Source organism: Sediminicola luteus, from assembly GCF_002514735.1.
GTDB lineage: Bacteria > Bacteroidota > Bacteroidia > Flavobacteriales > Flavobacteriaceae > HQA918.
In genome coordinates this window covers 518,820-542,449 of the sequence record NZ_NBWU01000005.1, presented here as the reverse complement: position 1 = coordinate 542,449, position 23,630 = coordinate 518,820, and the positions used below count along the sequence as shown (strand labels likewise).

At 43.4% G+C, this 23,630-nt stretch carries 23 protein-coding genes; 4 read left to right on the top strand and 19 right to left on the bottom strand.

Annotated features, from left to right (window positions below; all coding sequences use genetic code 11):
• Positions 1-77 precede the first annotated feature (77 nt).
• The 17 genes from B7P33_RS17550 to recR all read right to left on the bottom strand — a co-directional run bounded on the left by B7P33_RS17550 (position 78) and on the right by recR (position 14,447).
• Positions 78-1,031, bottom strand: a complete 954-nt coding sequence (locus B7P33_RS17550; protein ID WP_097443512.1) for an AAA family ATPase — start codon at positions 1,029-1,031, stop codon at positions 78-80.
• Between the two features lie 3 nt (positions 1,032-1,034).
• On the bottom strand, positions 1,035-2,441 hold the full coding sequence (locus B7P33_RS17545) for a peptidylprolyl isomerase (RefSeq protein WP_097443511.1): 1,407 nt from the start codon (positions 2,439-2,441) through the stop codon (positions 1,035-1,037).
• The gene (locus B7P33_RS17540) at positions 2,425-3,300 is read right to left on the bottom strand and encodes a peptidylprolyl isomerase (RefSeq protein ID WP_097443510.1); all 876 of its coding nucleotides are present in this window, start codon (positions 3,298-3,300) and stop codon (positions 2,425-2,427) included. Before B7P33_RS17540 ends, B7P33_RS17545 begins: the two co-directional genes overlap by 17 nt.
• A gap of 151 nt (positions 3,301-3,451) precedes the next feature.
• Entirely contained in the window at positions 3,452-4,756 is a 1,305-nt protein-coding gene (rimO, locus tag B7P33_RS17535; protein ID WP_097443509.1) for a 30S ribosomal protein S12 methylthiotransferase RimO, read from the bottom strand.
• 100 nt (positions 4,757-4,856) lie between these two features.
• Positions 4,857-5,642: a transporter gene (locus tag B7P33_RS17530; RefSeq protein WP_141402507.1), complete on the bottom strand. Its 786-nt coding sequence runs from the start codon at positions 5,640-5,642 to the stop codon at positions 4,857-4,859.
• A gap of 94 nt (positions 5,643-5,736) precedes the next feature.
• Positions 5,737-6,588: a DUF2911 domain-containing protein gene (locus B7P33_RS17525; RefSeq protein WP_097443507.1), complete on the bottom strand. Its 852-nt coding sequence runs from the start codon at positions 6,586-6,588 to the stop codon at positions 5,737-5,739.
• On the bottom strand, positions 6,588-7,544 hold the full coding sequence (gene ftsY, locus B7P33_RS17520; protein WP_097443506.1) for a signal recognition particle-docking protein FtsY: 957 nt from the start codon (positions 7,542-7,544) through the stop codon (positions 6,588-6,590). Before ftsY ends, B7P33_RS17525 begins: the two co-directional genes overlap by 1 nt.
• Positions 7,545-7,783: 239 nt before the next feature.
• Positions 7,784-7,936: a DUF4295 domain-containing protein gene (locus tag B7P33_RS17515; protein ID WP_097443505.1), complete on the bottom strand. Its 153-nt coding sequence runs from the start codon at positions 7,934-7,936 to the stop codon at positions 7,784-7,786.
• Between the two features lie 9 nt (positions 7,937-7,945).
• Positions 7,946-8,128 (bottom strand): 50S ribosomal protein L33, encoded by a 183-nt coding sequence (gene rpmG / locus B7P33_RS17510; protein WP_097443504.1) that lies wholly within the window; start codon positions 8,126-8,128, stop codon positions 7,946-7,948.
• A 19-nt stretch (positions 8,129-8,147) separates the two neighbouring features.
• Positions 8,148-8,384, bottom strand: coding sequence for a 50S ribosomal protein L28 (rpmB, locus tag B7P33_RS17505; RefSeq protein ID WP_097443503.1), 237 nt, complete (start codon positions 8,382-8,384; stop codon positions 8,148-8,150).
• Between the two features lie 74 nt (positions 8,385-8,458).
• A complete protein-coding gene (locus B7P33_RS17500) occupies positions 8,459-9,700 on the bottom strand; it encodes a competence/damage-inducible protein A (protein WP_097443502.1) in 1,242 nt (413 codons plus the stop codon).
• Positions 9,701-10,039 carry an Hpt domain-containing protein gene (locus B7P33_RS17495; RefSeq protein WP_097443501.1) on the bottom strand — a complete coding sequence of 113 codons (339 nt, stop codon included), beginning with the start codon at positions 10,037-10,039 and terminating at the stop codon, positions 9,701-9,703.
• Entirely contained in the window at positions 10,039-10,650 is a 612-nt protein-coding gene (locus B7P33_RS17490) for a fumarylacetoacetate hydrolase family protein (RefSeq protein WP_097443500.1), read from the bottom strand. Before B7P33_RS17490 ends, B7P33_RS17495 begins: the two co-directional genes overlap by 1 nt.
• A 25-nt stretch (positions 10,651-10,675) precedes the next feature.
• Positions 10,676-11,452, bottom strand: coding sequence for a 3'-5' exonuclease (locus tag B7P33_RS17485; RefSeq protein ID WP_097443499.1), 777 nt, complete (start codon positions 11,450-11,452; stop codon positions 10,676-10,678).
• Positions 11,453-11,559: 107 nt separating this feature from the next.
• Complete coding sequence (locus B7P33_RS17480) at positions 11,560-12,321, bottom strand: carboxylesterase family protein (protein WP_097443498.1); 762 nt, start codon at positions 12,319-12,321, stop codon at positions 11,560-11,562.
• 77 nt (positions 12,322-12,398) lie between these two features.
• Entirely contained in the window at positions 12,399-13,739 is a 1,341-nt protein-coding gene (locus B7P33_RS17475; protein ID WP_097443497.1) for a dihydrolipoamide acetyltransferase family protein, read from the bottom strand.
• Between the two features lie 87 nt (positions 13,740-13,826).
• Positions 13,827-14,447: a recombination mediator RecR gene (recR, locus tag B7P33_RS17470; RefSeq protein ID WP_097443496.1), complete on the bottom strand. Its 621-nt coding sequence runs from the start codon at positions 14,445-14,447 to the stop codon at positions 13,827-13,829.
• Between the two features lie 145 nt (positions 14,448-14,592).
• Here recR and B7P33_RS17465 point away from each other — a divergent pair, with 145 nt between their 5' ends.
• Complete coding sequence (locus B7P33_RS17465) at positions 14,593-16,065, top strand: sodium:solute symporter (RefSeq protein WP_097443495.1); 1,473 nt, start codon at positions 14,593-14,595, stop codon at positions 16,063-16,065.
• Positions 16,066-16,531: 466 nt separating this feature from the next.
• Complete coding sequence (locus B7P33_RS17460) at positions 16,532-18,985, top strand: TonB-dependent receptor (protein ID WP_097443494.1); 2,454 nt, start codon at positions 16,532-16,534, stop codon at positions 18,983-18,985.
• Positions 18,986-19,132: 147 nt separating this feature from the next.
• On the opposite strand, the gene B7P33_RS17455 is transcribed toward B7P33_RS17460, so the two are convergent.
• On the bottom strand, positions 19,133-20,140 hold the full coding sequence (locus B7P33_RS17455) for a 3-oxoacyl-ACP synthase III family protein (RefSeq protein ID WP_097443493.1): 1,008 nt from the start codon (positions 20,138-20,140) through the stop codon (positions 19,133-19,135).
• A 264-nt stretch (positions 20,141-20,404) separates the two neighbouring features.
• Between B7P33_RS17455 and htpG the strand changes: the two genes are divergently transcribed.
• Positions 20,405-22,291 carry a molecular chaperone HtpG gene (gene htpG, locus B7P33_RS17450; RefSeq protein ID WP_097443492.1) on the top strand — a complete coding sequence of 629 codons (1,887 nt, stop codon included), beginning with the start codon at positions 20,405-20,407 and terminating at the stop codon, positions 22,289-22,291.
• Between the two features lie 54 nt (positions 22,292-22,345).
• On the opposite strand, the gene B7P33_RS17445 is transcribed toward htpG, so the two are convergent.
• A complete protein-coding gene (locus B7P33_RS17445) occupies positions 22,346-22,852 on the bottom strand; it encodes an ORF6N domain-containing protein (protein ID WP_097443491.1) in 507 nt (168 codons plus the stop codon).
• Between the two features lie 133 nt (positions 22,853-22,985).
• On the opposite strand from B7P33_RS17445, the gene B7P33_RS17440 reads away from it, so the two are divergent.
• Positions 22,986-23,621: an MOSC domain-containing protein gene (locus B7P33_RS17440; RefSeq protein WP_097443490.1), complete on the top strand. Its 636-nt coding sequence runs from the start codon at positions 22,986-22,988 to the stop codon at positions 23,619-23,621.
• The last annotated feature ends 9 nt before the right edge of the window (positions 23,622-23,630 follow it).

Sequence of the window (23,630 nt, the reverse complement as noted above, 5' to 3'; positions counted from 1 at the left end):
GAAAAACGCAAAATAGGCCCTGAAAAACCATAGCTTTCGCAACTGGTTTTTTCCTAAAAATGGCCCTTACGAAACCGTTATAGTAGTTTCTGGATCAGGTCCGATTCGGAAATACCCTCGGCCTCGGCTTTGTAGTTTTTAATGATCCTGTGACGTAGTATACCCTCTGCAACCGCTTGCACATCTTCAATATCGGGCGAGTACTTACCATGTATCACGGCATGGGCCTTAGCACCCAATACTAAGTTTTGCGAAGCCCTTGGTCCGGCACCCCAATCTACATATTCCTTAACCAAATCGGTAACCTTGGGACCATTAGGTCGCGTTGATGCCACTAAGTTTACAGCGTATTCCACGACGGCATCGGCCACGGGCACCCGGCGGATCAAATGCTGAACGGCCAACAAGCTCTCGGCATTGTACAAAGGGTTAATACTCACTTTGGCATCGGAGGTCGTACTTTTTACCACTTCCACCTCTTCGGCTATGGAAGGGTATTTTAATTCAATGGAGAACATGAAGCGATCCAACTGCGCCTCTGGTAAGGGGTAAGTACCTTCTTGCTCTATAGGATTTTGGGTTGCCAAGACAAAATAAGGTTCGGGCAAGGCATAACGTACGCCCGCCACGGTAACCGAATGTTCTTGCATGGCCTCTAAAAGGGCCGCTTGGGTTTTGGGTGGGGTTCGGTTGATCTCATCGGCCAAAATTATATTGGCAAAGACAGGACCTTTTATAAACTTAAAGTTCCGGTCTTTATCCAATATCTCACTACCCAGAATATCGGAAGGCATAAGATCGGGGGTAAACTGTATACGTTTAAAATCTAGACCTAAGGCCTGCGAAATGGTGTGCACCATTAAAGTTTTGGCCAAACCAGGCACCCCGACCAAAAGAGAGTGCCCCCCTGTATAGACCGACAGTAAGATTTGTTCTACTACCGTTTGCTGACCTACGATTACCTTAGCGATTTCTTCTTTTAAGGCCTTATGTTTCTGTACAAGGTCGTTTACGGCAGCTACGTCGGACATATATTATTGTTTTAACCAGTTATTGGCGAATTCACAATCTTTATTCGCATCACTAACGCTAATATAAGTTTCTTCGACATGTTCGGCAATCCAATCTTCAATAACCTTGAGTTGTTTTTCTCGTAAGGCCAACTCTTGTATCTTCATATAATCTTGGGCAAAATTGGCCTTATGCTCGTCGTAGCGGTTGGTAATCTGCATTATTTTATAGGTAGGCGGGCCACCGCGCTCCCCTTTTTCCAAAATAGGATGCGAGATTTCATTATCCTTTAAATTCCGTACCTGGTTATATAGCACAGGATCCAAATTGGTCATTTCGAACTTAGAGCCCTGGGTTTGCGGATTACGTAATTGTCCCCCATCGAATTTGGTCTCTTTTTGATCGGAAAAGTTACGGGCGGCGTCGGCAAAGGTGTATTTACCCTCCATAATGTGTTTACGAATGGTATCCAATTCTTCTTTGGCCTTGTTCATAGCTTCCTTCGGAACTTCAGGAGAGATTATAATATGCCTTAAATCCCGCTCTTGGCCCCTGATTTTTTCCAAAAGGATAATATGATAACCAAAAATAGTCTCAAATGGGTCTGATATCTCACCTTCTTGAAGGGCAAAGGCCACATCCTTAAACTCTTTTACAAAAGGGGTTTCCCTGCTCATACTGTAAAATCCGCCTTGCGATTTAGACCCAGGATCCTGGGAATACAAGATAGCCTTTACATTAAAACTAGCCCCATTGTCTTCTACATCGGCTTTAATGGTGTTCAACTTATCGATAACCTTTTGCTTCTCTTCATCGGAAACCTTAGGTTTCTTTACGATTTGGGCGATTTCTAGCTCGGCCCCGATTACTGGTCTTTCGTCAGCTGGGATTTTATTAAAGAACTGCCTTACCTCTTCTGGGGTAATTTCTATACCCTCTACGATCTTGGCCTTCATTCTTTCGGAAAGCATCCGTAGCTTATTGATTTTATACAATTCTTGACGGAAGGCTTGCTCACTTTCTTTTTTATAGAATTTAAGCAGCTTGTCCATAGAACCAATCTGAGACACCAAACCTTGTATTTGCCTGTCGCTCTGGGCATGGATCTGATCATCGGGAATCAAGATGGAATCTTGTACGGCCTGATGCGCATATAAACGGTCTTCCATGAGTTTGGACAAGAGCCCGCAATGGGTAACGTCTTCACCCGAAACCCCTTGGTTTTTTAAATCTATCAGGGTTTTTTCTATATCGGAATCCAAAATTAGGTAATCGCCAACTACGGCGGCAAAACCATCGAGTTTGATCCTGTTTTTCGCAGGTTTCGCTTTCTGTTCAACAGAATCGGCCATAACCGTATCCTGGGCGTACGATTCTGCCACTACCAGAAAACATACTGCGGTAAACAACCACTTAACGATCTTGTCCATATATCTCAAATTCTTTGTTTTTAACTGCTTCATCTATGAGTTCCGTTTCTATGCTACGGGACTTATCCATTTTTTTTCTATTTCGTAGTACCTGTTGTATGGTAGGTCTAACAAATTCCAAGGGCGCCATATCGTTAACCTCCAACACCTCGGTAACTTGGCCCAAATATACCCCTAAGGAGTCCTTCAATTCAAAAAATTGTGAATTCTTTAAATACTTTTCGGCCTCATCCGGACCTAAAACCGGTATCTCTTGAAACACCTTAACCGATTGCACCCAAATGGAGTCGTTGAAATTGTATTTCTTAAAATGTACCGACAAGGAATCTAAATACGCCTTATCAGAAGCTTGGAACCGCTTAAGACTTGTAGCCACCGCCTCTTGATCCTGAAAATCTTCAGGCAAGAAAACAAATCGGAGTTTTAGCAATTTCTCTTTTAGCACAAAGTGATTCTGCTCTTTCTGGTAATAACCCGCAATAGCCTCTTCGGACAATAAGGTATCCGGATGCTGATCTACCAAAGCCTCTAAATAGGCCCTAGTGTATAAATCCATTCGATATTCGGCAACCAAAGCTTCGAACTCGGCCAGTTTTTCTTCGGGCAAGTTTATTTTAGCCTTATCTAACAGTAGCTGCTTTGCCGCCCAAGTATTGATCAAATGGGTTGCTACCGCGATACTATCGGCCTTGTTCTGTGGGCTGTTCCCCATCATTTTGGCCAATTCGTTTTTATGTAGATAGGCAGCACCTACCCGGGCCACGGCACCGTCTTCGGGATCTTGTTTTTGAAACAGCCCACAAGAGGCCATAAAAACAGGGAAAATAAGAAAGAAGTATAACTTTTTCCTAGTAGTCATAGGGTATGTTCAAGATGGGTATACTTGCAAGATGCTAAAATTTAATTTTTTCAACCCGATTTTAACGAATCTTTACCATTGACCGTGAGGTAACCCTTGGTTTTAAGGCTAACATAGGCCTAAACGACAAAGCCCCAATAATACGAATACATTATGGGACCACTTCGCCATACAGATCAAAATCGGTAGCTTCCGTTATTTTAACGTTTACGAATTCGCCCACCTTTAGGTATTGCTGGGTAGCATCTAAGAGCACTTCGTTATCTACATCGGGGGAATCGAATTCGGATCGACCAATAAAATGGTTTCCTTCTTTACGATCAATAACACATCGCAATACCTGACCGATTTTTTCTTGGTTTAGTTCCCAAGAAATCGTAGACTGGATATCCATAATCTCGTTGGCCCTTTGTTGTTTTACCTCCTCGGGCACATTATCTTCCAAATCATAGGCCGCGGTATTCTCTTCGTGCGAATAGGTAAAACACCCCAAACGTTCAAAACGCATTTCGGCAACCCAGTTTTTTAAGGTTTCAAAATCGGCTTCGGTCTCTCCGGGATAACCTACAATTAGGGTAGTACGGATAGCCATTTCGGGAACGGCCGCCCTAAAATCTTGGATCAAGGCGGTGGTTTTGGCTTGGGTAGTACCCCGCTTCATACTTTTTAGTATAGGGTCGGAAATATGCTGAAGGGGTATATCGAGGTAATTGCAAATTTTCGGCTCTTCTTTCATTACCTGAAGTACATCTTTCGGGAAACCTGTCGGAAAGGCATAATGCAAACGAATCCATTCCACGCCATCAATTTTGACCAGCGCCCTTAACAGATCGGCCAAGGCCCTCTTTTTATACAGATCAAGACCATAATAGGTAAGATCTTGGGCAATTAGTATCAGTTCTTTAACCCCATCGGCCGCCAATTTAGTGGCCTCGGTAACCAAATCTTCTATAGCGGTACTTTTATGCTTGCCCCGCATTAAGGGAATGGCACAGAAAGAACAGGGTCGATCACAACCCTCGGCTATTTTAAGGTAAGCATAGTTTTTTGGGGTGGTGGTTAAACGCTCACCAATCAATTCATGTTTATAATCGGCCCCTAGGGCCTTAAGTAGGTTGGGAAGCTCGGTAGTACCAAAATAAGAATCTACATCGGGTATCTCTTTTTGTAGATCGGGCTTATAGCGTTCACTCAAGCATCCGGTAACGAAAACTTTATCGACCGCCCCCTCTTCTTTTTGTTTTACGTACTCGAGAATAGTATTTACACTTTCTTCCTTGGCATTATCAATAAAACCACAGGTATTGATTACCACAACATTTCCTTCAGCTTCATGCACTACTTCCTTACCATTGGCCTTCAATTGCCCCATGAGCACCTCAGAATCGTAGAGGTTTTTAGAGCAGCCCAAGGTAACTACGTTTATAGTGTTCTTTTTCAGCGATTTCGTACGCATACCGTTCCTTTTAGGACGGCAAAAATAAGACAACTATACGAGAAGCCCGTACTCCAACGAAAATGGAATTGAAATAATCAAAGAGCCCAGGCCTGAAGTTTTACTTCGGAAAAACGAAGGTAATCGCAGATCTAACGCCCCAATCACCCAAAGTTTGACCGTTGAGTGGTATTCTAGGCCCAATAGCAAAGGAAACCGTCTGTTTACCAAACTTACCCACCATGGTGCCAACCGGGTTAAAATAACCGGTAAATCGATCGTATTTCCAATTTTGGATCATTTCCATATTCAGGGTAATTCCCGCACCGGTAGGCCAGTTGTAGGCAAAAAAGGGCTGCAAAAACATCTGATTCACATCTCCCCTATCCGAATTTCCGGCCACCGACCAAATTTGGTTGACCAAAGCGCCGTAGGTAAACCCATTTTTTTGAACCAAAGCTACAGCGGTGGGCCCAACCCCAAACTTACCTGTACCGAAAATACTTTCGGTTGCGGTTGGCACCAATAGAGCAGGACCTATACCCCAAGTAACCTTACTTTCTTTAGGTGAAAAGAAGCCACTGATTACAGCATCTCCCAAACCAAAATGTTTGCCAGTAAGCATTACATCTTCTTCCGCCATAATTGGCAAGACCACCCGGGTAATAAGGTTTAACTTCTCATTAAAACTAACAGGGACCACCGGTTGAAAATTCGTTGTCATACGATATCCGTTGGCCGAACCAATGCTAACATCCAAATTAAACTGAAAAGGTACACTAATCATGGAACTTACCGGATTTGCCAATTTTTTGGCCACCTCGGCAGCGTTATCGGCAGCAGGCTTGTCTTGGGCATACCCTATTAAACAGAATAACCCTAAAAGGAGTGCATAGGTTTTTTTCATGGTAACACTGGTTTGTTGGTCTCTTTTATTGAAGTGGGCAAATACCCTTTTACTTGTCAAAGATGCAAAAAAAAGCGGGCATTTCCATACAAACCTACCATTTGGTTTTCCATTTTTCAATATTCGCGAGATTCATACGAACGAATTCATCCTTGCCTTGTATATCAGCCAATTGTAAAGAAGTTTTTGCTGACGACACTGCTTCTCGGAAATCGCCTAAATCAGCCAAAATCAAGGATTTTACCCGATGATAGTAGTAAGTATCCCCACCCATTTCCAAGGCCCTATTTACATAGACCAAAGCCCTTTCTAATTGAACTTGTTGTTCCTGAAAATATCTAGCCGCTTCGTAATAACTTTGGGCGGTAGGTTTACCCGACAAATTCGATTCTATAACAGTTAACATTTGCTTAAGGGTCGCTACCTCAATAGGAATCTCGATTTTAGTATGCGCCCAACGCCAAACCATAAAAGCCGAATCATGGGTTAAGTTATCAAAAGAAATTTCGAAGGTTTCTTGATAATCGGAAACAACTTGAGGGGTAACGGTACATCGAAAAACATCTTCATCGGAATTATAGTTATCGCGACCGTCTCCCCAATGGGTAAGATTAGCGTGTACCACAATCTCCCATTCTTTTTCTTCGGGAAAAGCATAGAGCACATAAGTGCCTTTTTTCAAATCGTGCCCAGCAAGCTTTACATCTTGATCAATGGTGAATTTGGTAGATTCGTTGGCACCCACCCGCCAAATACGGCCGTATGGCACAAGGCCACCAAAAATTGGACGTCCATTAGCCGAAGGTCTTGAATACACCACTTTAATCTGGGTAAAACCTACGGTTTGTACCACCGTTGCAGGCGGACTGGCCTTAGGGTGCGGCATTTGACCGCTTACGGCCCAAAAAACCGTAAAACAGACCCAAAAACCAACAACCTTTAGCATTACATTTTAAAGAAAGAGTCTACGAATTCGTATTTGTTGAACACCTGAAGATCATCGATACCTTCACCTACCCCAATATATTTAACCGGAATCTGAAATTGATCCGAGATACCGATAACTACCCCGCCTTTGGCCGTACCATCTAATTTGGTAACCGCCAAGGAAGTGACTTCGGTGGCCTTGGTAAACTGCTTGGCCTGCTCAAAGGCATTTTGGCCCGTAGACCCATCGAGCACCAAGAGCACATCGTGGGGCGCATCGCCTACCACCTTTTGCATTACGCGCTTTACCTTAGACAATTCGTTCATAAGGTTCACCTTATTATGTAATCGCCCTGCCGTATCGATGATTACTACATCGGCATTTTGGTTTACCGCAGCACTTAAGGTATCGAAGGCCACGGAAGCAGGATCACTCCCCATTTTTTGTTTTATGATCGGCACATTGGTACGATCAGCCCACACTTGAAGCTGGTCTATAGCCGCCGCCCTAAAGGTATCGGCAGCACCCAAAACCACTTTTAACCCCTTATTACTGAACTGATGGGCCAATTTACCAATAGTTGTGGTCTTACCTACACCGTTAACCCCTACCACCATAAGCACATACGGTTTCTTATTGGTCGGGATTTCGAAATCGGTAGCCTCCCCTGTATTGGTTTCTGATAACAAGCCAGCAATTTCTTCGCGAAGAATGGTATTCAATTCTTCGGTACCCAGGTATTTGTCGCGTGCTACGCGATCTTCGATACGATCGATGATCTTTAAGGTGGTATCTACCCCCACATCGGAGGTTACCAAGATTTCTTCCAAACTATCCAACACATCGTCATCGACCTTGGCCTTACCCGCCACAGCCTTACCTAATTTGGAAAAGAAGGAAGTTTTGGACTTCTCCAAACCTTTATCGAGGGTCTCCTTTTTTTTGGAGGAGAATATATTTTTGAATAAACTCATGTGCACACTATAATTTAACAGCCATTTTGGCCTTAGTCTGGCAGCGGAAACCAACCTAATTAACTTAATAGACTACATCTACGAAAAGGCCCACACCACTTTTAACAGTCAAAGATAACAAACTCAGACTAGTAAACATGGGCTTTTGGCTTAGGCAATGGCCAGAAACAGCCAAAAAGAAAAGGCCACAAAAAAAGCCCCCTGACACAGGAGGCTTTATTCTATTATGAAGTCGGACACTATTTGCTTGCCAACCAATCTTTTACATGCTCTGGAGCCATTACCGACTCAACAAAGGTGTAAGCTCCGGTCTTAGGTGACTTAACCATTTTAATGGCTTTGGTCAACCTTTTCGAACTACTCTGTAAACTTGCTACCGTTTTCTTTGCCATGGCTTATACTTATTTTATTTCTTTATGTACGGTCATACGTTTTAGGATCGGATTGAATTTTTTAATCTCCAAACGATCTGGCGTATTCTTTTTGTTCTTGGTCGTGATATAACGGGAAGTTCCTGGCATACCAGACTGCTTATGCTCTGTACACTCTAAGATTACCTGTACCCTATTACCTTTCTTTGCCATCTTCTTCTATTTAATCGGATTATTTTACCAACCCTTGTGCTTGAGCTTCCTTAAGCACGGCGGCAATACCTTTTTTATTGATAGTTTTCAATGCGCGGGCAGACAACTTTAAGGTCACCCAGCGATCTTCCTCAGGAATATAGAAACGTTTCTTGGTCAAGTTAACGTTGAACCTTCTCTTGGTTTTATTGATAGAGAAGGACACGTTGTTACCAACCATCGCCTTCTTTCCCGTAATTTCACATACTTTTGACATCCGACTATCTTTTGCGTATTTTCAAACAGGCTGCAAATTTATATCTTTTTTGTTTCACCTACAAACAAACTTTCTTAGAAATTTAAAATTTCTTGGTAAAGCAATTCGAAGGCTTTGTTCAGGCTTTTGGCCACTACGCGGGTACGGTTCTTACCCATTTGAAACTGATGCCCCTTCACCCCTTTTGGCGTGGCTATGGCAATGCAAACCGTACCTACGGCCTCGTCAGAGTCTCCTTTTGAAGGGCCCGCATTGCCCGTAGTAGCTATAGCGAAATCGGCCCCAAGGGCTTGTTGAACACCAAGGGCCATGGCTTCGGCGACAGGGACACTGACCACCGAATGTGTTTTTATCAAAGATGCCGGCACGCCCAACAACTGCTCTTTTAACTCCGTGGCATAGGCCACAACGGTTCCTTTATAATAGGCAGATGCCCCAGGGATAGTGGTTATGGCTTGGGCCAAGCCACCACCTGTAAAACTTTCGGCCGTAGCTAGGGTAAAACCACGCTTTACAAACAGTTTTTGGATACTCAATTCGAGATCAGAATCTTCTTCGGCCAAGGTTATGCCCTCCAATAATCGATACAAGGCATCGATTTGTTGCTCTACCTGTGCCTCCAATTCCGCCTTATGGGACCCGATAGCCGAAAGACGCAAACGCACCTTACCTAAATTAGACAAATAGGCCAACTTGATGTTTTCTGGCAAAGCATCTTCCCAAGCTTCAATTTTTTCGGCCAAAAAGCTCTCACCCACACCATAAGACACCAATGTGCGATGTAAAATATAAGGTCTCTCGAATTGTTCGACCACTTTAGGTAATACAACTGCTTTAATCAAATGCTTCATTTCATAAGGCACCCCAGGCAGGGAAACGAAAACCACTCCGTTTTTTTCTTGCCAAGTACCGGGTGCGGTGCCGTTGGGGTTGTGCAATACTTGGGCACGGGAAGGTACCATAGCCTGCTGGCGGTTAACCTCTAACATGGGCCTACCAAACCTTTCGAACAAGTCGGTTACATGCGCCAAAACCGATTCGTCCATTACCAAATGATCATCAAAATAATCACAAAGGGTCTGTTTGGTGATGTCGTCTTTGGTGGGGCCCAAGCCTCCGGTCAGGATTACCAATTGCGCTCTGGTGGCGGCTAATCGAATGGCGTCTAAAATTTCTTGCCTGCCGTCGGAAATGGCATTGATATGCCCTACGGCCACCCCGACCTGGTTCAATTCACGGGCGATAAAGCCCGAATTGGTATCGGTTACCTGACCAATTAGGATCTCATCGCCAATGGCTATGATCTCGGCTTTCATTTAAAGATCAAAATCGGCCGTGAGTTCTTGAATGGCCTGCTGTACATCATTTTTTAAAATGGGAAACATGGCCATTATACGATCTTTATCACCGTTGTTTTTACCTAAGGTTTCAATCTCTAAAGCCGCTTTTCGAGCTTCTTCCATACCCAAAAGGTCTACATTCGGTTTTATTTTATGGGCCAATTTATAGGCTTCTATGAAATCATTTTGGTCCAAGGCATTTTCCAAGCCTTCCAAATCCGTGGGCACCTCTTCCAGGAACACACTGATAACGGACTCTACAAAATCTTGATCTCCTTCTGCCATTTCATTAATCTTATCTAAACTGTAGATCATTATTTTATATTTATGGTAAACATTTCTTCTTCATCTAAAAACCCGGTCAAAGTATCGCCATTTACTATAGGCCCAACACCGGCCGGGGTACCTGTAAAAATCACATCGCCTTTTTTCAGCATAAAAAAAGTCGACACATAGGAAACCAGTTCATCTACTCCCCATAACATATGGGAGGTATTGCCATCTTGCACGGTTTCTCCATTCTTTTTTAGTACAAAAGGTATTTGTTGCATATGTGCAAACTTATCTTTGGAAACCCATTTACCGATTACGGCAGCCCCATCAAAACCTTTGGCCTTTTCCCAAGGCAGCCCTTTGGCCTTTAATTTAGCCTGTAGGTCGCGTGCGGTAAAATCAATCCCCAGCCCTACCTCATCGTAATACTTATGGGCGAACCGTTGATCGATGTGTTTTCCTACCTTTTTTATTTTCACCAAAACCTCCACTTCATAATGCACGTCTTGGGAAAACTCCGGAATGTAAAAATCTTGCTCTTTAGGCAATACCGCCGAATCTGGCTTAATGAATATCACGGGATCCGTGGGCCTTTCATTGTTCAACTCGGCAATATGCGCCGCATAATTCCTTCCTACGCAGATAATTTTCATAACAAACGGAATATTAGTACGTAAATTAGGCCAACTTATTGTTAAGCTTCCTCAATTTTATCTGCGTAAGTACCTTTTTCGTATACAAAGGAAAGTCGGCATTTAACACCCAACCGAAGTATCCCGGTTCTTGTTCAAGTACTACGGCCACCTTTTTTCCCTTGTGTTTACCAAAGGTAATGATTTCATCGCCATCTTTATCATAGCCGATAAACCCCGCGAAATCGGCCGATTTACGCCTCATGGTAAATTCAGATAACTTTTTGATATCGTTCTCCAACTCCGGATACCTATCGAGCTGGCTTTTCAGCACCTCATAGGTGGCAATGGTATCGGCCTCGGCACTGTGGGCATCGGTCAGATCTTTATCGCAATAAAACTTATAGGCCGCTTCTAGGGTACGCTTCTCCATTTTATGGAAAATAGTCTGCACATCTACCGACACGGTCTGTTTCATATCAAAATCTACGTCGGCCCTTAGCATTTCTTCCGCCAATAAAGGAATATCGAAACGATCTGAATTATACCCCCCAAGATCACAACCTTTGATCATAGCATGCACCTCTTTGGCCAATTCTTTAAAAGTCGGGGCTTGGGCCACCTTTTCATTCGAAATACCATGCACCTGATAAGCTTCATCGGGTATGGGCATTTCGGGATTTACCAGCCAGGTGGTTTTTTCTTCCTTTCCGCCTGGGGAAACCTTTAATATGGAAATCTCTACGATCCTATCTTTGGCCACATTGGTACCTGTGGTCTCGAGGTCAAAAAAGCAGATAGGTCGGGTTAAGTTTAATTGCATTGAAAAAGTATTTACACAAATATAGAACTATACATACTAAAATCGTTTTGGGATTCTAAGGAATTCGCTGAAGTCCACAATGAACTCATTCGATGACAAAGTCGTATTTAACGTTTAGAAAACAACCAAGGCAACAAGGCTGGCTCTAAAAAGGTAGGGTTCCAGCTATCGTGGCCCACGTTCTCGTACAAGGTAAAACGTACTTGGGCCTTAGCTTCGGTAAGGGCATCAAGCATAGTCTTGGAATAAGAAACATCGACCACCCTATCGGCATCGCCATGGAAAAGCCACCAGTTGGTTTCCGCTATCCCGGCTGCCAAATCGGGATGGGCACCCCCACAGACCGGAAAAGCAGCAGCAAACACACCGGGTCGCCGGGACACCAGTTCAAAAGTACCCATACCACCCATGGATAGTCCGCCCACATATACCGCTTCGGATTTAACGCTATAGGTCGTCAAAACGTTGTCTAACAGCCCCATCAATAGTTTCATGGCATGGGTAGGCGTACCACCATCCTTAAAATGAAAGATGTTTCCAGAAGCAGTTCTATCTACCGCAACATTGCTCCAATACGAATCGGCAGGACATTGGGGAGCCACCACAATCGCCCCAAAAACTGTATTGGCCTCTTCCAAAAACGATTTACCATGTGTTAGTTGTTTTTCATTATCCGCACCACGCTCTCCCGCACCATGCAAGAAGAACAAAACCGGATACGTTTGGTTCTCATTATAATCAGCCGGTAGCAATAGGCGATATGGCAGACTATCTTGATCTTGCACAAACATTTTCCGCTCGAACCCGCTCTGACCAAAGCCAAAAGTTATTGCGCCCAAAAGCAAGCATACCACATGTATTGATTTCATTTCTAAAATATTTTCAGCATCAAAAAACCGGGCCTGGGCCCGGTCTTAAAAATACTATTTATCTACCTTACTTTGATCTACACCTCTCGATTCACATCCCAGGCCTCAAGATAATCGGCTACGGCTTTCACGAACATACCGCCCAAAGCGCCGTTAACCACCCTATGGTCATAGCTATGCGACAAAAACATTTTGCTACGGATACCGATAAAATCGCCTTGAGGGGTTTCTACAACGGCCGGCATTTTACGTATGGCACCCAAAGCCAAAATCCCCACTTGGGGTTGGTTAATGATCGGTGTTCCGAAAACCGAACCAAAAGATCCTACGTTGGTCACGGTATAGGTACCCCCTTGTATTTCGTCTGGTTTTAAGGCATTATTCCTAGCCCTACCGGCAAGGTCGTTTACCGCCTTGGCCATTCCTACCAAATTCAACTGATCGGCATTTTTAATTACCGGTACGATCAAATTACCATCGGGCAAAGCCGCGGCCATACCGATATTAATATTTTTCTTTTTGATGATCGAATCGCCGTCTACCGAGATGTTCATCATCGGGTACTTTTTGAGTGCCATGGCTACGGCCTCCATAAATATCGGCGTAAAAGTCAGTTTTTCGCCCTCACGCTTAAGAAAGGCATCTTTAACCTTATTACGCCATTCGACGATATGGGTTACATCTACCTCAACAAAACTCTGAACATGGGCCGAGGTAGCCAAACTATCGGTCATATGTTGCGAAATGAGTTTACCCATACGCGACATGGCCATTACCTCATCGGCACCACTAACGGGAACTGGAGCTACGACAGGGGTTGGCTTTGGTGCCGGGGCTTTTGGCGCTTCTACCGATTTCACCTCTTTAACGATGGTGGCCTGGCCATTTGTGCCACGATTGGCCACATAGGCCAAAATATCTTTTTTGGTCACCCGATTATCCTTTCCGCTACCGGGTATGGTTTCCAATTCAGCCAAACTAACCCCCTCTTTTTGCGCTATATTCTTTACCAGAGGTGAGTAAAAACGCTTAGAATCGCTAAAATCGGACACAGTTCCAGCTTCTGGAGCGATCAATTGTTGCACTTCTTCTTCCAAGGTTTCCACGGCAGTTTCAACCGCATCGTCTTGGGCTATTTCGGCAATTGACTCTTCTTGGGCCGGCAATACACCCTCTCCAGATAGTTCGATAACAGCCACAACCTGACCTACCGCAATCACATCGTCAACCTCAAAGCGTTTTTCCAGTAGCACCCCTTCTACCTCACTGGGTACTTCGGAATCTACCTTATCTGTTGCGATTTCGAAAACCGCTTCATCCAATTCAATGGTATCCCCTACTTCTTTTAACCAGCTGGTCAGGGTTGCTTCGGCCACACTTTCCCCCATTTGGGGCAACTTTAGTTCAAAGGTTGACATATAGAATCTAGTTTAGACTAATATTTTTGCAAAAATAGCAATTTTTACGGCGTTTTATCAAATATTACCTAATTCGGATAGTCCTCATCAGGATGTTTTTAAAGAATCTTCAAATGGAATACGATTTACGATACTCCTTCCCAAGGTAACCTCATCTGCATATTCCAGCTCATCGCCAACTGAAATTCCCCTAGCAATGGTAGCCAATTTCACCGATTTACCTTGTAATTGCCTATAGATATAAAAGTTGGTGGTATCCCCTTCCATTGAAGCACTCAGGGCAAAAATCAACTCTTGTATCTCTCCTTCATCTACTTTCTGCACCAATGACCGAATGTTCAAATCATTCGGACCAATGCCTTCCATAGGCGAAATCTTTCCCCCCAACACATGATAGGTCCCTTGAAACTGGCCCGTATTTTCAATGGCCATAACATCGCGAAGGTCTTCAACTACGCAAACTACACTACGGTCTCGTTTCGGATTGGCACAAATTTCACAAACCTCCGAATCGGATATATTGTGGCATTTCTTACAGAAAACCACATCGTCGCGTAAGGCCTGTATTGCTGCAGTCAAATAGGTGGTACGCTCTTTGGGCTGTTTTAATAGATGTAAAACCAATCGCAAAGCCGTACGTTTACCTATACCGGGTAATTGTGACACTTCGGCCACCGCATTTTCCAATAATTTCGATGAAAAATCCATGGCTGTAAAAATACGATTTAGTACGGTTGGCGGCTCTTAAAAATAGATAAAATACGATACCCACAACACTGGTTCGTTTCGTAAACCAGTGCGCTAGACTTTCTACAAGAAGATTTCGTACTTTGGTTGCTTCAATTCCAAACCTATGTCCGGAACCTATATCCTTTGGCTTATCGGAGGCTACTTCGCCCTACTATTACTGATTTCGTACCTCACGGGGAAAAACGATTCCAATCTCGATTTTTTTAAGGCTGGTAAACAATCGCCTTGGTATTTGGTAGCCTTCGGCATGGTGGGCGCTTCTTTATCCGGGGTTACCTTTATTTCGGTTCCCGGTTGGGTCCAAGGATCACAATTCAGTTATTTCCAGACCGTACTGGGTTATGTGGTGGGGTATTTTGTAGTGGCCTTTGTACTGTTACCACTCTACTACAAACTTAATGTGACCTCTATTTACGAATACCTTAGACAGCGATTTGGTATGGTAAGCTACCGAACCGGTGCTTTCTTTTTCTTTGTGTCACGCGTTCTGGGGGCCGCATTCCGTTTGTTTTTGGTAGCCATTGTTTTGCAACAATTCGTTTTCGACGATATGGGCATTCCTTTTGAGATAACCGTAATTTTCTCTATAGCCCTAATATGGATCTATACCTTTAAAGGCGGCATTAAAACCATCGTTTGGACAGATACCCTACAAACGCTTTTTATGCTATTGGCCCTAGGTCTTTCGGTATATTTTATCTTGGATAAGTTGGATTGGAGTATGGGGCAATTTTTAGCCTCCCCGGAATTTGGCGAATACAGCCAAATCTGGTTTACCGATAGCCTTTTGGAAAAGAAACATTTCTTGAAGGCATTTGTGGGCGGCATGTTCGTTACCATTTGTATGACCGGGCTTGACCAAGATATGATGCAAAAAAACCTGACTTGTAAAAACCTGAAAGATGCCCAAAAGAATATGGTTTCGTTTAGTTTGGTCCTAGGCATCGTTACTTTCGTTTTTATGCTCCTCGGGGCTTTATTGTTCATATTTGCCGACCGCTATGGTGTAGCCATTCCTTTAATGGATGGCCAACCGAAAACCGATTTATTGTTCCCCGAAATCGCCTTAAACCAAGATTTGGGTATTTGGGTAGGGGTAACCTTTATGCTCGGACTTATTGCGGCAGCCTATAGTAGTGCCGATAGTGCGCTTACCTCATTGACCACTTCGTTCTGTGTAGATTTCCTAGACTTGGAAAACAAACCGGAAGATCGTCAAAAATCGATTCGTAAAAAGACCCATATCGCCATGAGCTTTCTTTTGGTGGTGGTTATTATCATATTCAAATATGTATTGGACCGCAATGTTATCGATGGTTTGTTAACGGCGGCCACCTATACCTATGGCCCCCTATTAGGCCTGTTCGCTTTTGGCATGTTCACCAAACATAATATTAAAGACCGCTACTCGTGGTTAGTGGCATTGCTAGCTGCGGGAGGAGTTTACGCCTTTGCCCAGATTCCCCCTGAATCATTAGGAGGATACCAGTGCGGACTTGAGCTTTTACCCCTTAACGGAGCCCTTACCTTTTTGGGACTTTATTTGATTCGAAGTAAAAAACAGGGGAAACTTTAGGGTAATAAAGTAGCAATCAGATAAAATATTAAGGAATTTCCAAAGAATTTCCGGTTTTTACGACAACCCGGTATGCATCTTATCGAAAACCTAACAAATTATCAGGATCTTGGGTCTGGTTTATTTTGATAATCCTGCTTTTTAACGTTTATTTGCATTTAGTTTTTATACAGGCGGAGTAATGCCAATTCTTATCCCGCTTGTTTTTTCCCAGCAATGGGAAATAGGACTTGATCATTGGTAGCGCTGTATTTTTTTAGTTAATGGTTAGTGTTTAGTATAGCTTATCAATGTAGAAACCCGGTGTCTCACCGGGTTTCATATTTTTACACAGACCCGTATATATTTTCCTACAATATTACCTTTTTAGCCCTTTCTTGTTAAAAAGCGTTAAATTCCATTTCCTCCGTAACATTTCCGAAGTACCCACGTCTTGTAGTTGCAATCATCAATCAAAGAACGAAGCATGAAAAAAGTAATTCTACTTTTTGCATTGGCTATGGGTACCTTATACCCGGCCAAAGCCACTACAGATCCAGACCCGTCAGAAGTTAAAATAGGGACCGTAAGCGGAAAAGTACTCGATAACAACCAGCAACCTATGGCTTTTGCTGCCATTGTTATTAAACAAGCTAGTGATCAAAGTACAGTTACCGGTGGTATTTCAGGCGAAGACGGCGCCTTTGAAATCAAAGGTATTCCTGCCGGAAATTTTATTTTCGAAGTACAGACCATTGGTTTTAAGACCTACTCCAAACCTTTACGTATCTCCCGTCAGCAAAGAAAGGTAAATATGGGCACCATTGTTCTCGAGGAAGACGCCGAACAATTGGCCGAAGTAGAGGTCGTGGGCGAACGCACTACTGTAGAACAGCGGGTAGACCGAAAGGTAATCAATGTTGGTAAAGACCTTACTACGGCAGGAGCTACGGCATCTGACATCATGAATAATTTACCCTCGGTTAACGTAGACCAACAAACCGGACAATTGACCCTAAGGGGTAATTCGAATGTTCGGGTAATGGTAGACGGCAAACTTTCGAATGTTCCCGTAGCCCAACTGTTACGGCAAATTCCGTCTACATCGATTAAATCCATTGAATTGATTACCAACCCTTCGGCCAAATACAACCCGGAAGGCATGAGTGGTATTGTGAATATCGTACTCCATAAAAATGCCAACATTGGGTTTAACGGTAACATTAATATGGGGCTCACCTACCAAGAAGAAGCTAAATTCAATACTTCGGTCGATTTAAATTATAGGACTGGTAAATTCAACCTATACGGAAACTACGGCACCAATATCGGCAAGTATGTCAACGGAGGCTGGGTAAAACGTTTCGATGACAATTCCATAGAGCTTTTCGATTTTAGGAACAACAACAAATCGCATTTATATAAGGTTGGGGTAGATGTCTATCTCAATGACAAGAACACGGTTTCGTTCTTTACCAACCAAAACTATTACGATGGCATTGGCAACGGTAACACCGATGTAGTTTATAACAACGACCCTACTAGGAATACCACTCAGGTGTTCCGTAACGAAAACGAAAACCATAGTCAGCAGTATAACTTTGATTATAAACTCGACTTTGAAAAAGAAGGCCACAATATTGAGCTGGAGGTCGACTACAATCTATTCAACAGTGACGAAGTAGCGGATTTTGACAACTCGGGCAACACCATTATACCGGATTATACCGATTTTGTTGACACTGAAAGAGACCAATTAATCGCTAACCTCGATTATGTAAACCCAATTGATTCGATTTCCAAACTAGAATTGGGCTTGGAAGCCAGGGTATTCGAAACCCAGGTAGACTACGAATCTACCGGTCTCTCTTTAAATGAAGAAGGCGGACTGGTGCCTACCCCGAGCAACGACTTTGTTTACGGGATGGATATTTACTCGGCCTATGCCACTTTCGGACAGAAATATGACAAATGGTCGTATCAGGCTGGTTTGCGGGTCGAAGATGTTACCGTAAAAGCCGACACTAATCAAGTACGTAGTTTTACCGATGAATATTTTGAGTTTTATCCTTCGGCATTCATCACCTACGAGGCTTCAGAAAAAGACCAGTTGCAAATGAGCTATAGCCGCAGGGTAGATCGCCCTGGTCTTACCCAGGTAAACCCGATCCGCGAATGGTCAACCCCAAGGATATCGTCTTTAGGAAACCCCGAATTATTACCCCAATTCACCAATTCGGTAGAATTGAACTATACCCGAAGGCTAAAAAAGGGAAGTATTACCACAGGTGTATTCTACCGTCGTATCTCCGATGAGATCAATAGGGCTATTTATGTAGACCGTTTAGATTTGAACAGACAGATCTTGACCTTCGATAATTTTGACCAAACCGATGCCTATGGGGCCGAAATGTCGTTGAATTACAAACCCTTAAAATGGTGGAGTATAAACAGTAGTTTCGATATTTTCGCACAATCGAACCGGGGTATCACCGAATCGGTAGACCCTAATCTGAGCAACCCTACCGAAGACGATATCGAACGTTTTGAGGTCGAAGTAGACAATGTGGCCTGGAACTTACGAATGAACAACAGTTTTACGGCCACCAAAAAATTGACTTTCCAGTTATTCGCCTTTTATAGGGGCGCCAACAAGAATGTACAATTCGATGCCGACCCCATGTTCTTTATCAATACCGGGGCCCGTTACTCCTTCGCGGAGGGCAAAGGCACCCTAAGCCTGAATTTCAACGATATTTTGAATACCATGCACTTTGGCTTTGAGGGCGACACCCCCTATAGCCAAAAAGGACGTTTCGATTGGGAAAGCCGCACCGTTTACCTAGGTGCCAGTTACCGCTTTGGTAGTGGTAAATACCGCGCCAAATCTAGAAAACGCAGAGACGATAACACCAAACAAGGCAGCGGTGGCATCATATAATTTAGCTTGAAATGCCCATCATGGAGTTGGTTGGTTCTCCGGGCATTAACAAGAGAGCCCCGCACTAGGTGCGGGGCTCTTCATTTCTATACAACAAACCTTATTTTATAAAGTCCATTTTCAATAATCTATTTTCTTGTCAAAAAACTACCATTTGATTACGGCACTACCCCAGGTAAAGCCACTACCAAAGGCAGCTAACACTACCAAATCACCTTTTTTGACCTTGCCTTGCTCCCAAGCTTCGGTCAACGCGATCGGAATGGAGGCTGCAGTGGTATTCCCATATTTCTGGATATTGTTGAACACCTGATCATCGCTTAGCCCGAATTTCTTTTGAATGAATTGCGAGATACGCAAATTGGCCTGATGCGGTACCAATAGATCGATATCTTCCTTTTTAAGGCCACTGGTCATCAAGCCTTCCATAATCACCTCACTAAACCTGACCACGGCATTCTTGAACACCAACTGTCCGTTCATATGCGGGTAATACGACACATCGTCTGGGTCGTTATCGGCCAAAATATCGTCTACCCAACGGCTTCCGATTCCTGGGGCCAACAAGGCCAGTTCTTCTGCGAATTCCCCTTCTGAATGTAAGTGGGTAGACAGAATACCGCCTTCATCATCTTCCGAACGGGTTACGATGGCCGCACCGGCACCGTCGCCAAAAATTACGGAAACCCCGCGTCCGCGGGTGGTAAAATCCAATCCGCCTGAGTGGTATTCCGATCCAATGACCAATACATTCTTATACATACCACTTTTCACATACTGATCGGCAATCGATAGGGCATAGATAAACCCGGAACACTGGTTACGTATATCAAGGGCACCAACGGTCTTCATACCCATTTCCTTTTGTACCAACACCCCATTCCCAGGGAAATAATAATCTGGGCTCAAAGTGGCGAACACTATAAAATCGACATCATCTTTAGTTATTCCGGCACGTTCAATGGCGATTTCGGCAGCCTTCACTCCCATACTGGTAGAATTGTCCTCACCTTTTATTATATGCCTGCGTTCTTTTATTCCGGTACGTTCCTGGATCCATTCATCACTGGTATCCATCAATTTGGACAAATCGTGATTGGTTACCACATTATCTGGAACATAGTGGCCTAAGCCCGAGATTTTTGATCTATACATACTTTCCGTTAGTTTAATTAGCTTGCCTACATGGCTAAGGTTGCAATATAACAGATTATGTATTTCCCGCCCAATTAATTAGTCGATATTAAATAGAAGTGGCAAGTTTCTGCAAAGAATGTGATCAAACGATAATCCACCCGGTCACATTTTATAGTTCTCCTCCCTGACATTTTTTTCAATTAAATGTCAGTTTGTCACCAATGACAGGGCTGGTATCTTTTTTGAACTTGCGGCCATAACAATTAAAAAATTAAACGTATAATGGCTACAGGTAAGATCAATGTTTCGGTGGAGAATATTTTTCCACTCATCAAAAAATTCTTGTACAGCGATCATGAGATATTCTTAAGGGAATTGATATCCAATGCCACGGATGCCACCCTTAAACTAAAACATCTAACCTCAATTGGTGAGGCCAAGGTAGAATATGGCAATCCACAGATTGAGATTAAAATCGATAAGGAAGGTAAAAAGCTTCATATCGTAGATCAAGGTTTGGGTATGACGGCCGACGAGGTAAAAAAATACATTAATGAAGTCGCCTTTTCGGGTGCCGAGGAGTTTTTGGACAAATACAAAGACAGCGCCAAGGATTCAGGGATTATCGGACATTTTGGATTAGGATTCTATTCGGCCTTTATGGTAGCCGATAAGGTAGAGATCATTACCAAGAGTTTTAAAGATGAACCGGCCGCCCATTGGACATGTGATGGTTCTCCTGAATTTACCTTGGAGGAAAGTGACAAAACCGAAAGAGGAACGGAGATCGTACTACATATCGCCGAAGATTCGACCGAGTTCTTGGAAGATGCCCGTATCCGCGAACTACTGGTAAAGTACAACAAGTTTATGCCTGTACCGATCAAGTTCGGTACCAAGACCGAGACTTTGCCCAAACCCGAAGGAGCCAAGGAAGAAGACCCGGCGCCCACCCAAGAGGTAGACGACATTATCAACAACCCGAATCCGGCCTGGACCAAGCAACCCTCGGAGTTGGAAGACGAAGATTACAAGAGTTTTTACAGGGAACTTTACCCTATGCAGTTCGAAGAGCCTTTGTTCAACATCCACTTGAATGTAGATTATCCGTTCAATTTAACCGGTATTCTATATTTTCCGAAGTTGAGCAACGATATGACCTTGCAAAAAGATCGTATCCAACTGTATCAAAACCAAGTTTTCGTTACCGATAACGTTGAGGGCATCGTTCCCGAATTTTTGACCATGCTCAAAGGGGTCATCGACTCGCCCGACATTCCGTTGAACGTATCGCGTTCCTACCTTCAGGCCGATGGCGCCGTTAAGAAAATCTCATCTTACATTACCCGTAAGGTGGCCGATAAATTGAGTTCTTTGTTCAAGAACAATCGCGAAGATTTCGAGGCCAAATGGAACGACATCAAGGTAGTGATAGAATACGGAATGCTATCTGAGGATAAATTCTTCGAAAAAGCCGAAAAGTTCGCCTTGTACCCCACTGTAGATGGCGATTTTATGACTTTCGAGGAATTGGAAGCCAAAATCAAGGAAAAGCAGACCGACAAGGATGAGAAACTGGTGATACTCTACGCATCCGACAAAGAGGCCCAACACAGCTATATAGAAGCAGCCAAAGGCAAGGGCTATGAGGTTTTACTACTCGATTCGCCCATTGTACCCCATTTGATGCAAAAATTGGAGACCAGCAAAGAGAACATTTCCTTTGCCCGTGTAGATGCCGATCATATCGACAATTTAATCAAAAAAGAGGATACAGCCATTTCAAAGCTTTCAGACGAAGAGAAAGAACAGTTGAAAACCAGTATCGAAGGCACCTTAAAAGACCAAGGCTACACCGTACAAATGGAAGCCATGGACAGTGAGGCCGCACCATTTATCATTACCGAACCCGAGTTTATGCGCCGTATGAAAGAAATGCAGCAAACCGGAGGTGGCGGTATGTTCGGTATGGGTAATATGCCGGAAATGTACAATTTGGTCGTGAACACCAATCACCCTTTGTTAAGTACAATCCTTGAGACCAAAACCGACAAGAAGAAAGAACGCTTGATCAAGCAATCCTTAGACCTGGCTCGTCTCTCCAAAGGTTTATTGAAAGGTGAAGCACTTACCGAATTCATAAAACGCAGCTATGATTTGGTAAAATAAATACCGAATACGACATAGAACACGAAACCGCCTTTGCACAAAGCAGGGGCGGTTTTATTTATACCCTATCCGTTTTCTTTGTTTCTGGTCCAACTTTTTTTTCTCTTGTTGGAGCAAATATTTCAAGGCCTCATGGATATCTTTGAATTTTACGTTCATATCCCGCTCTAGAACGTCCAGCCTTTCCTGGATTTCCGAATATTCGGACAATTGCCTTCGCAATAACACAAAAGCCCTCATTATTAATATATTCATCTCAATAGCCTGCGGGCTTCTTAGGACACTAGATAACGTGGCAACCCCCTGCTCTGTAAAAGCGAACGGTTTATAACGTAGCCCACCCCTACCTTTTGAGGTCACAATTTGTGATGTCAAAGATTTATATTCCACTTCGGTCAACTGAAACATAAAGTCTTCTGGAAAACGGCCACTATTCCTCCTTACCCCTTGTTTTAAAACACGGGTCTCTACCCCATACAACTTCGCCAAATCAAAGTCTAACAGTACCTGTTGGCCACGAATCAGTTTTATTTCCCTATGGATATGTGTAAGATTTCCCATTGAACTCATTTTCTAAAATTTAATACTGAAAAGGTATCCGCACTTTATAAAAACCGATAACAGGACCACGAAAACGACAAAAGGGGTTTATTCACATAATTCCTTTACTTTTAAAAAATCAAAAACGAACCCCATGCAAGTCATAGCCACCAATATTGGCCAAACCACCCAATTTATACATGCCGGTAAGACCGTAGAAACCGGAATCTTTAAAAAACCAGTGTCCGGCCCCATTTTTCTTGGACACGAAATGGTTCGCGGCGATACGGTAAAAGACCGCCAGCATCATGGGGGTGCCTATAAGGCCTGTTATATATTCGATGCTGCCGAATACGATTACTGGAAAACCCAATACCCGAACCAAGACTATCATTGGGGTGTCTTTGGTGAAAACCTCACCGTTTCAGGTTTGGATGAGGCAAAAGAACGCATTGGAAACACCTATAAAGTGGGCAATGCCTTGGTGCGTATTTCCATTCCGAGGGAACCCTGTTTTAAATTGGGCTTTGCCTTTGGTGACCAAGGCATACTCAAGAAATTCATTAGCAGGGAACGGCCCGGGGTATACCTCCAGGTTTTAGAAGAAGGGGAAGTATGTTCTGGCGACGTATTCAAACTAACGGAAAAGTCCGAAAATGAATTAACGATTCAGGACTTTTACAAGATTCTTTACGCCAAAGAAAAAGACCAGAACCTTTTAAGGCAATTTATGGCACACCTGCATATCCCTGTCTACAAAAAAGAAAGGTTTTCTAAATTCGTTTTGTAGAAAGCTTAC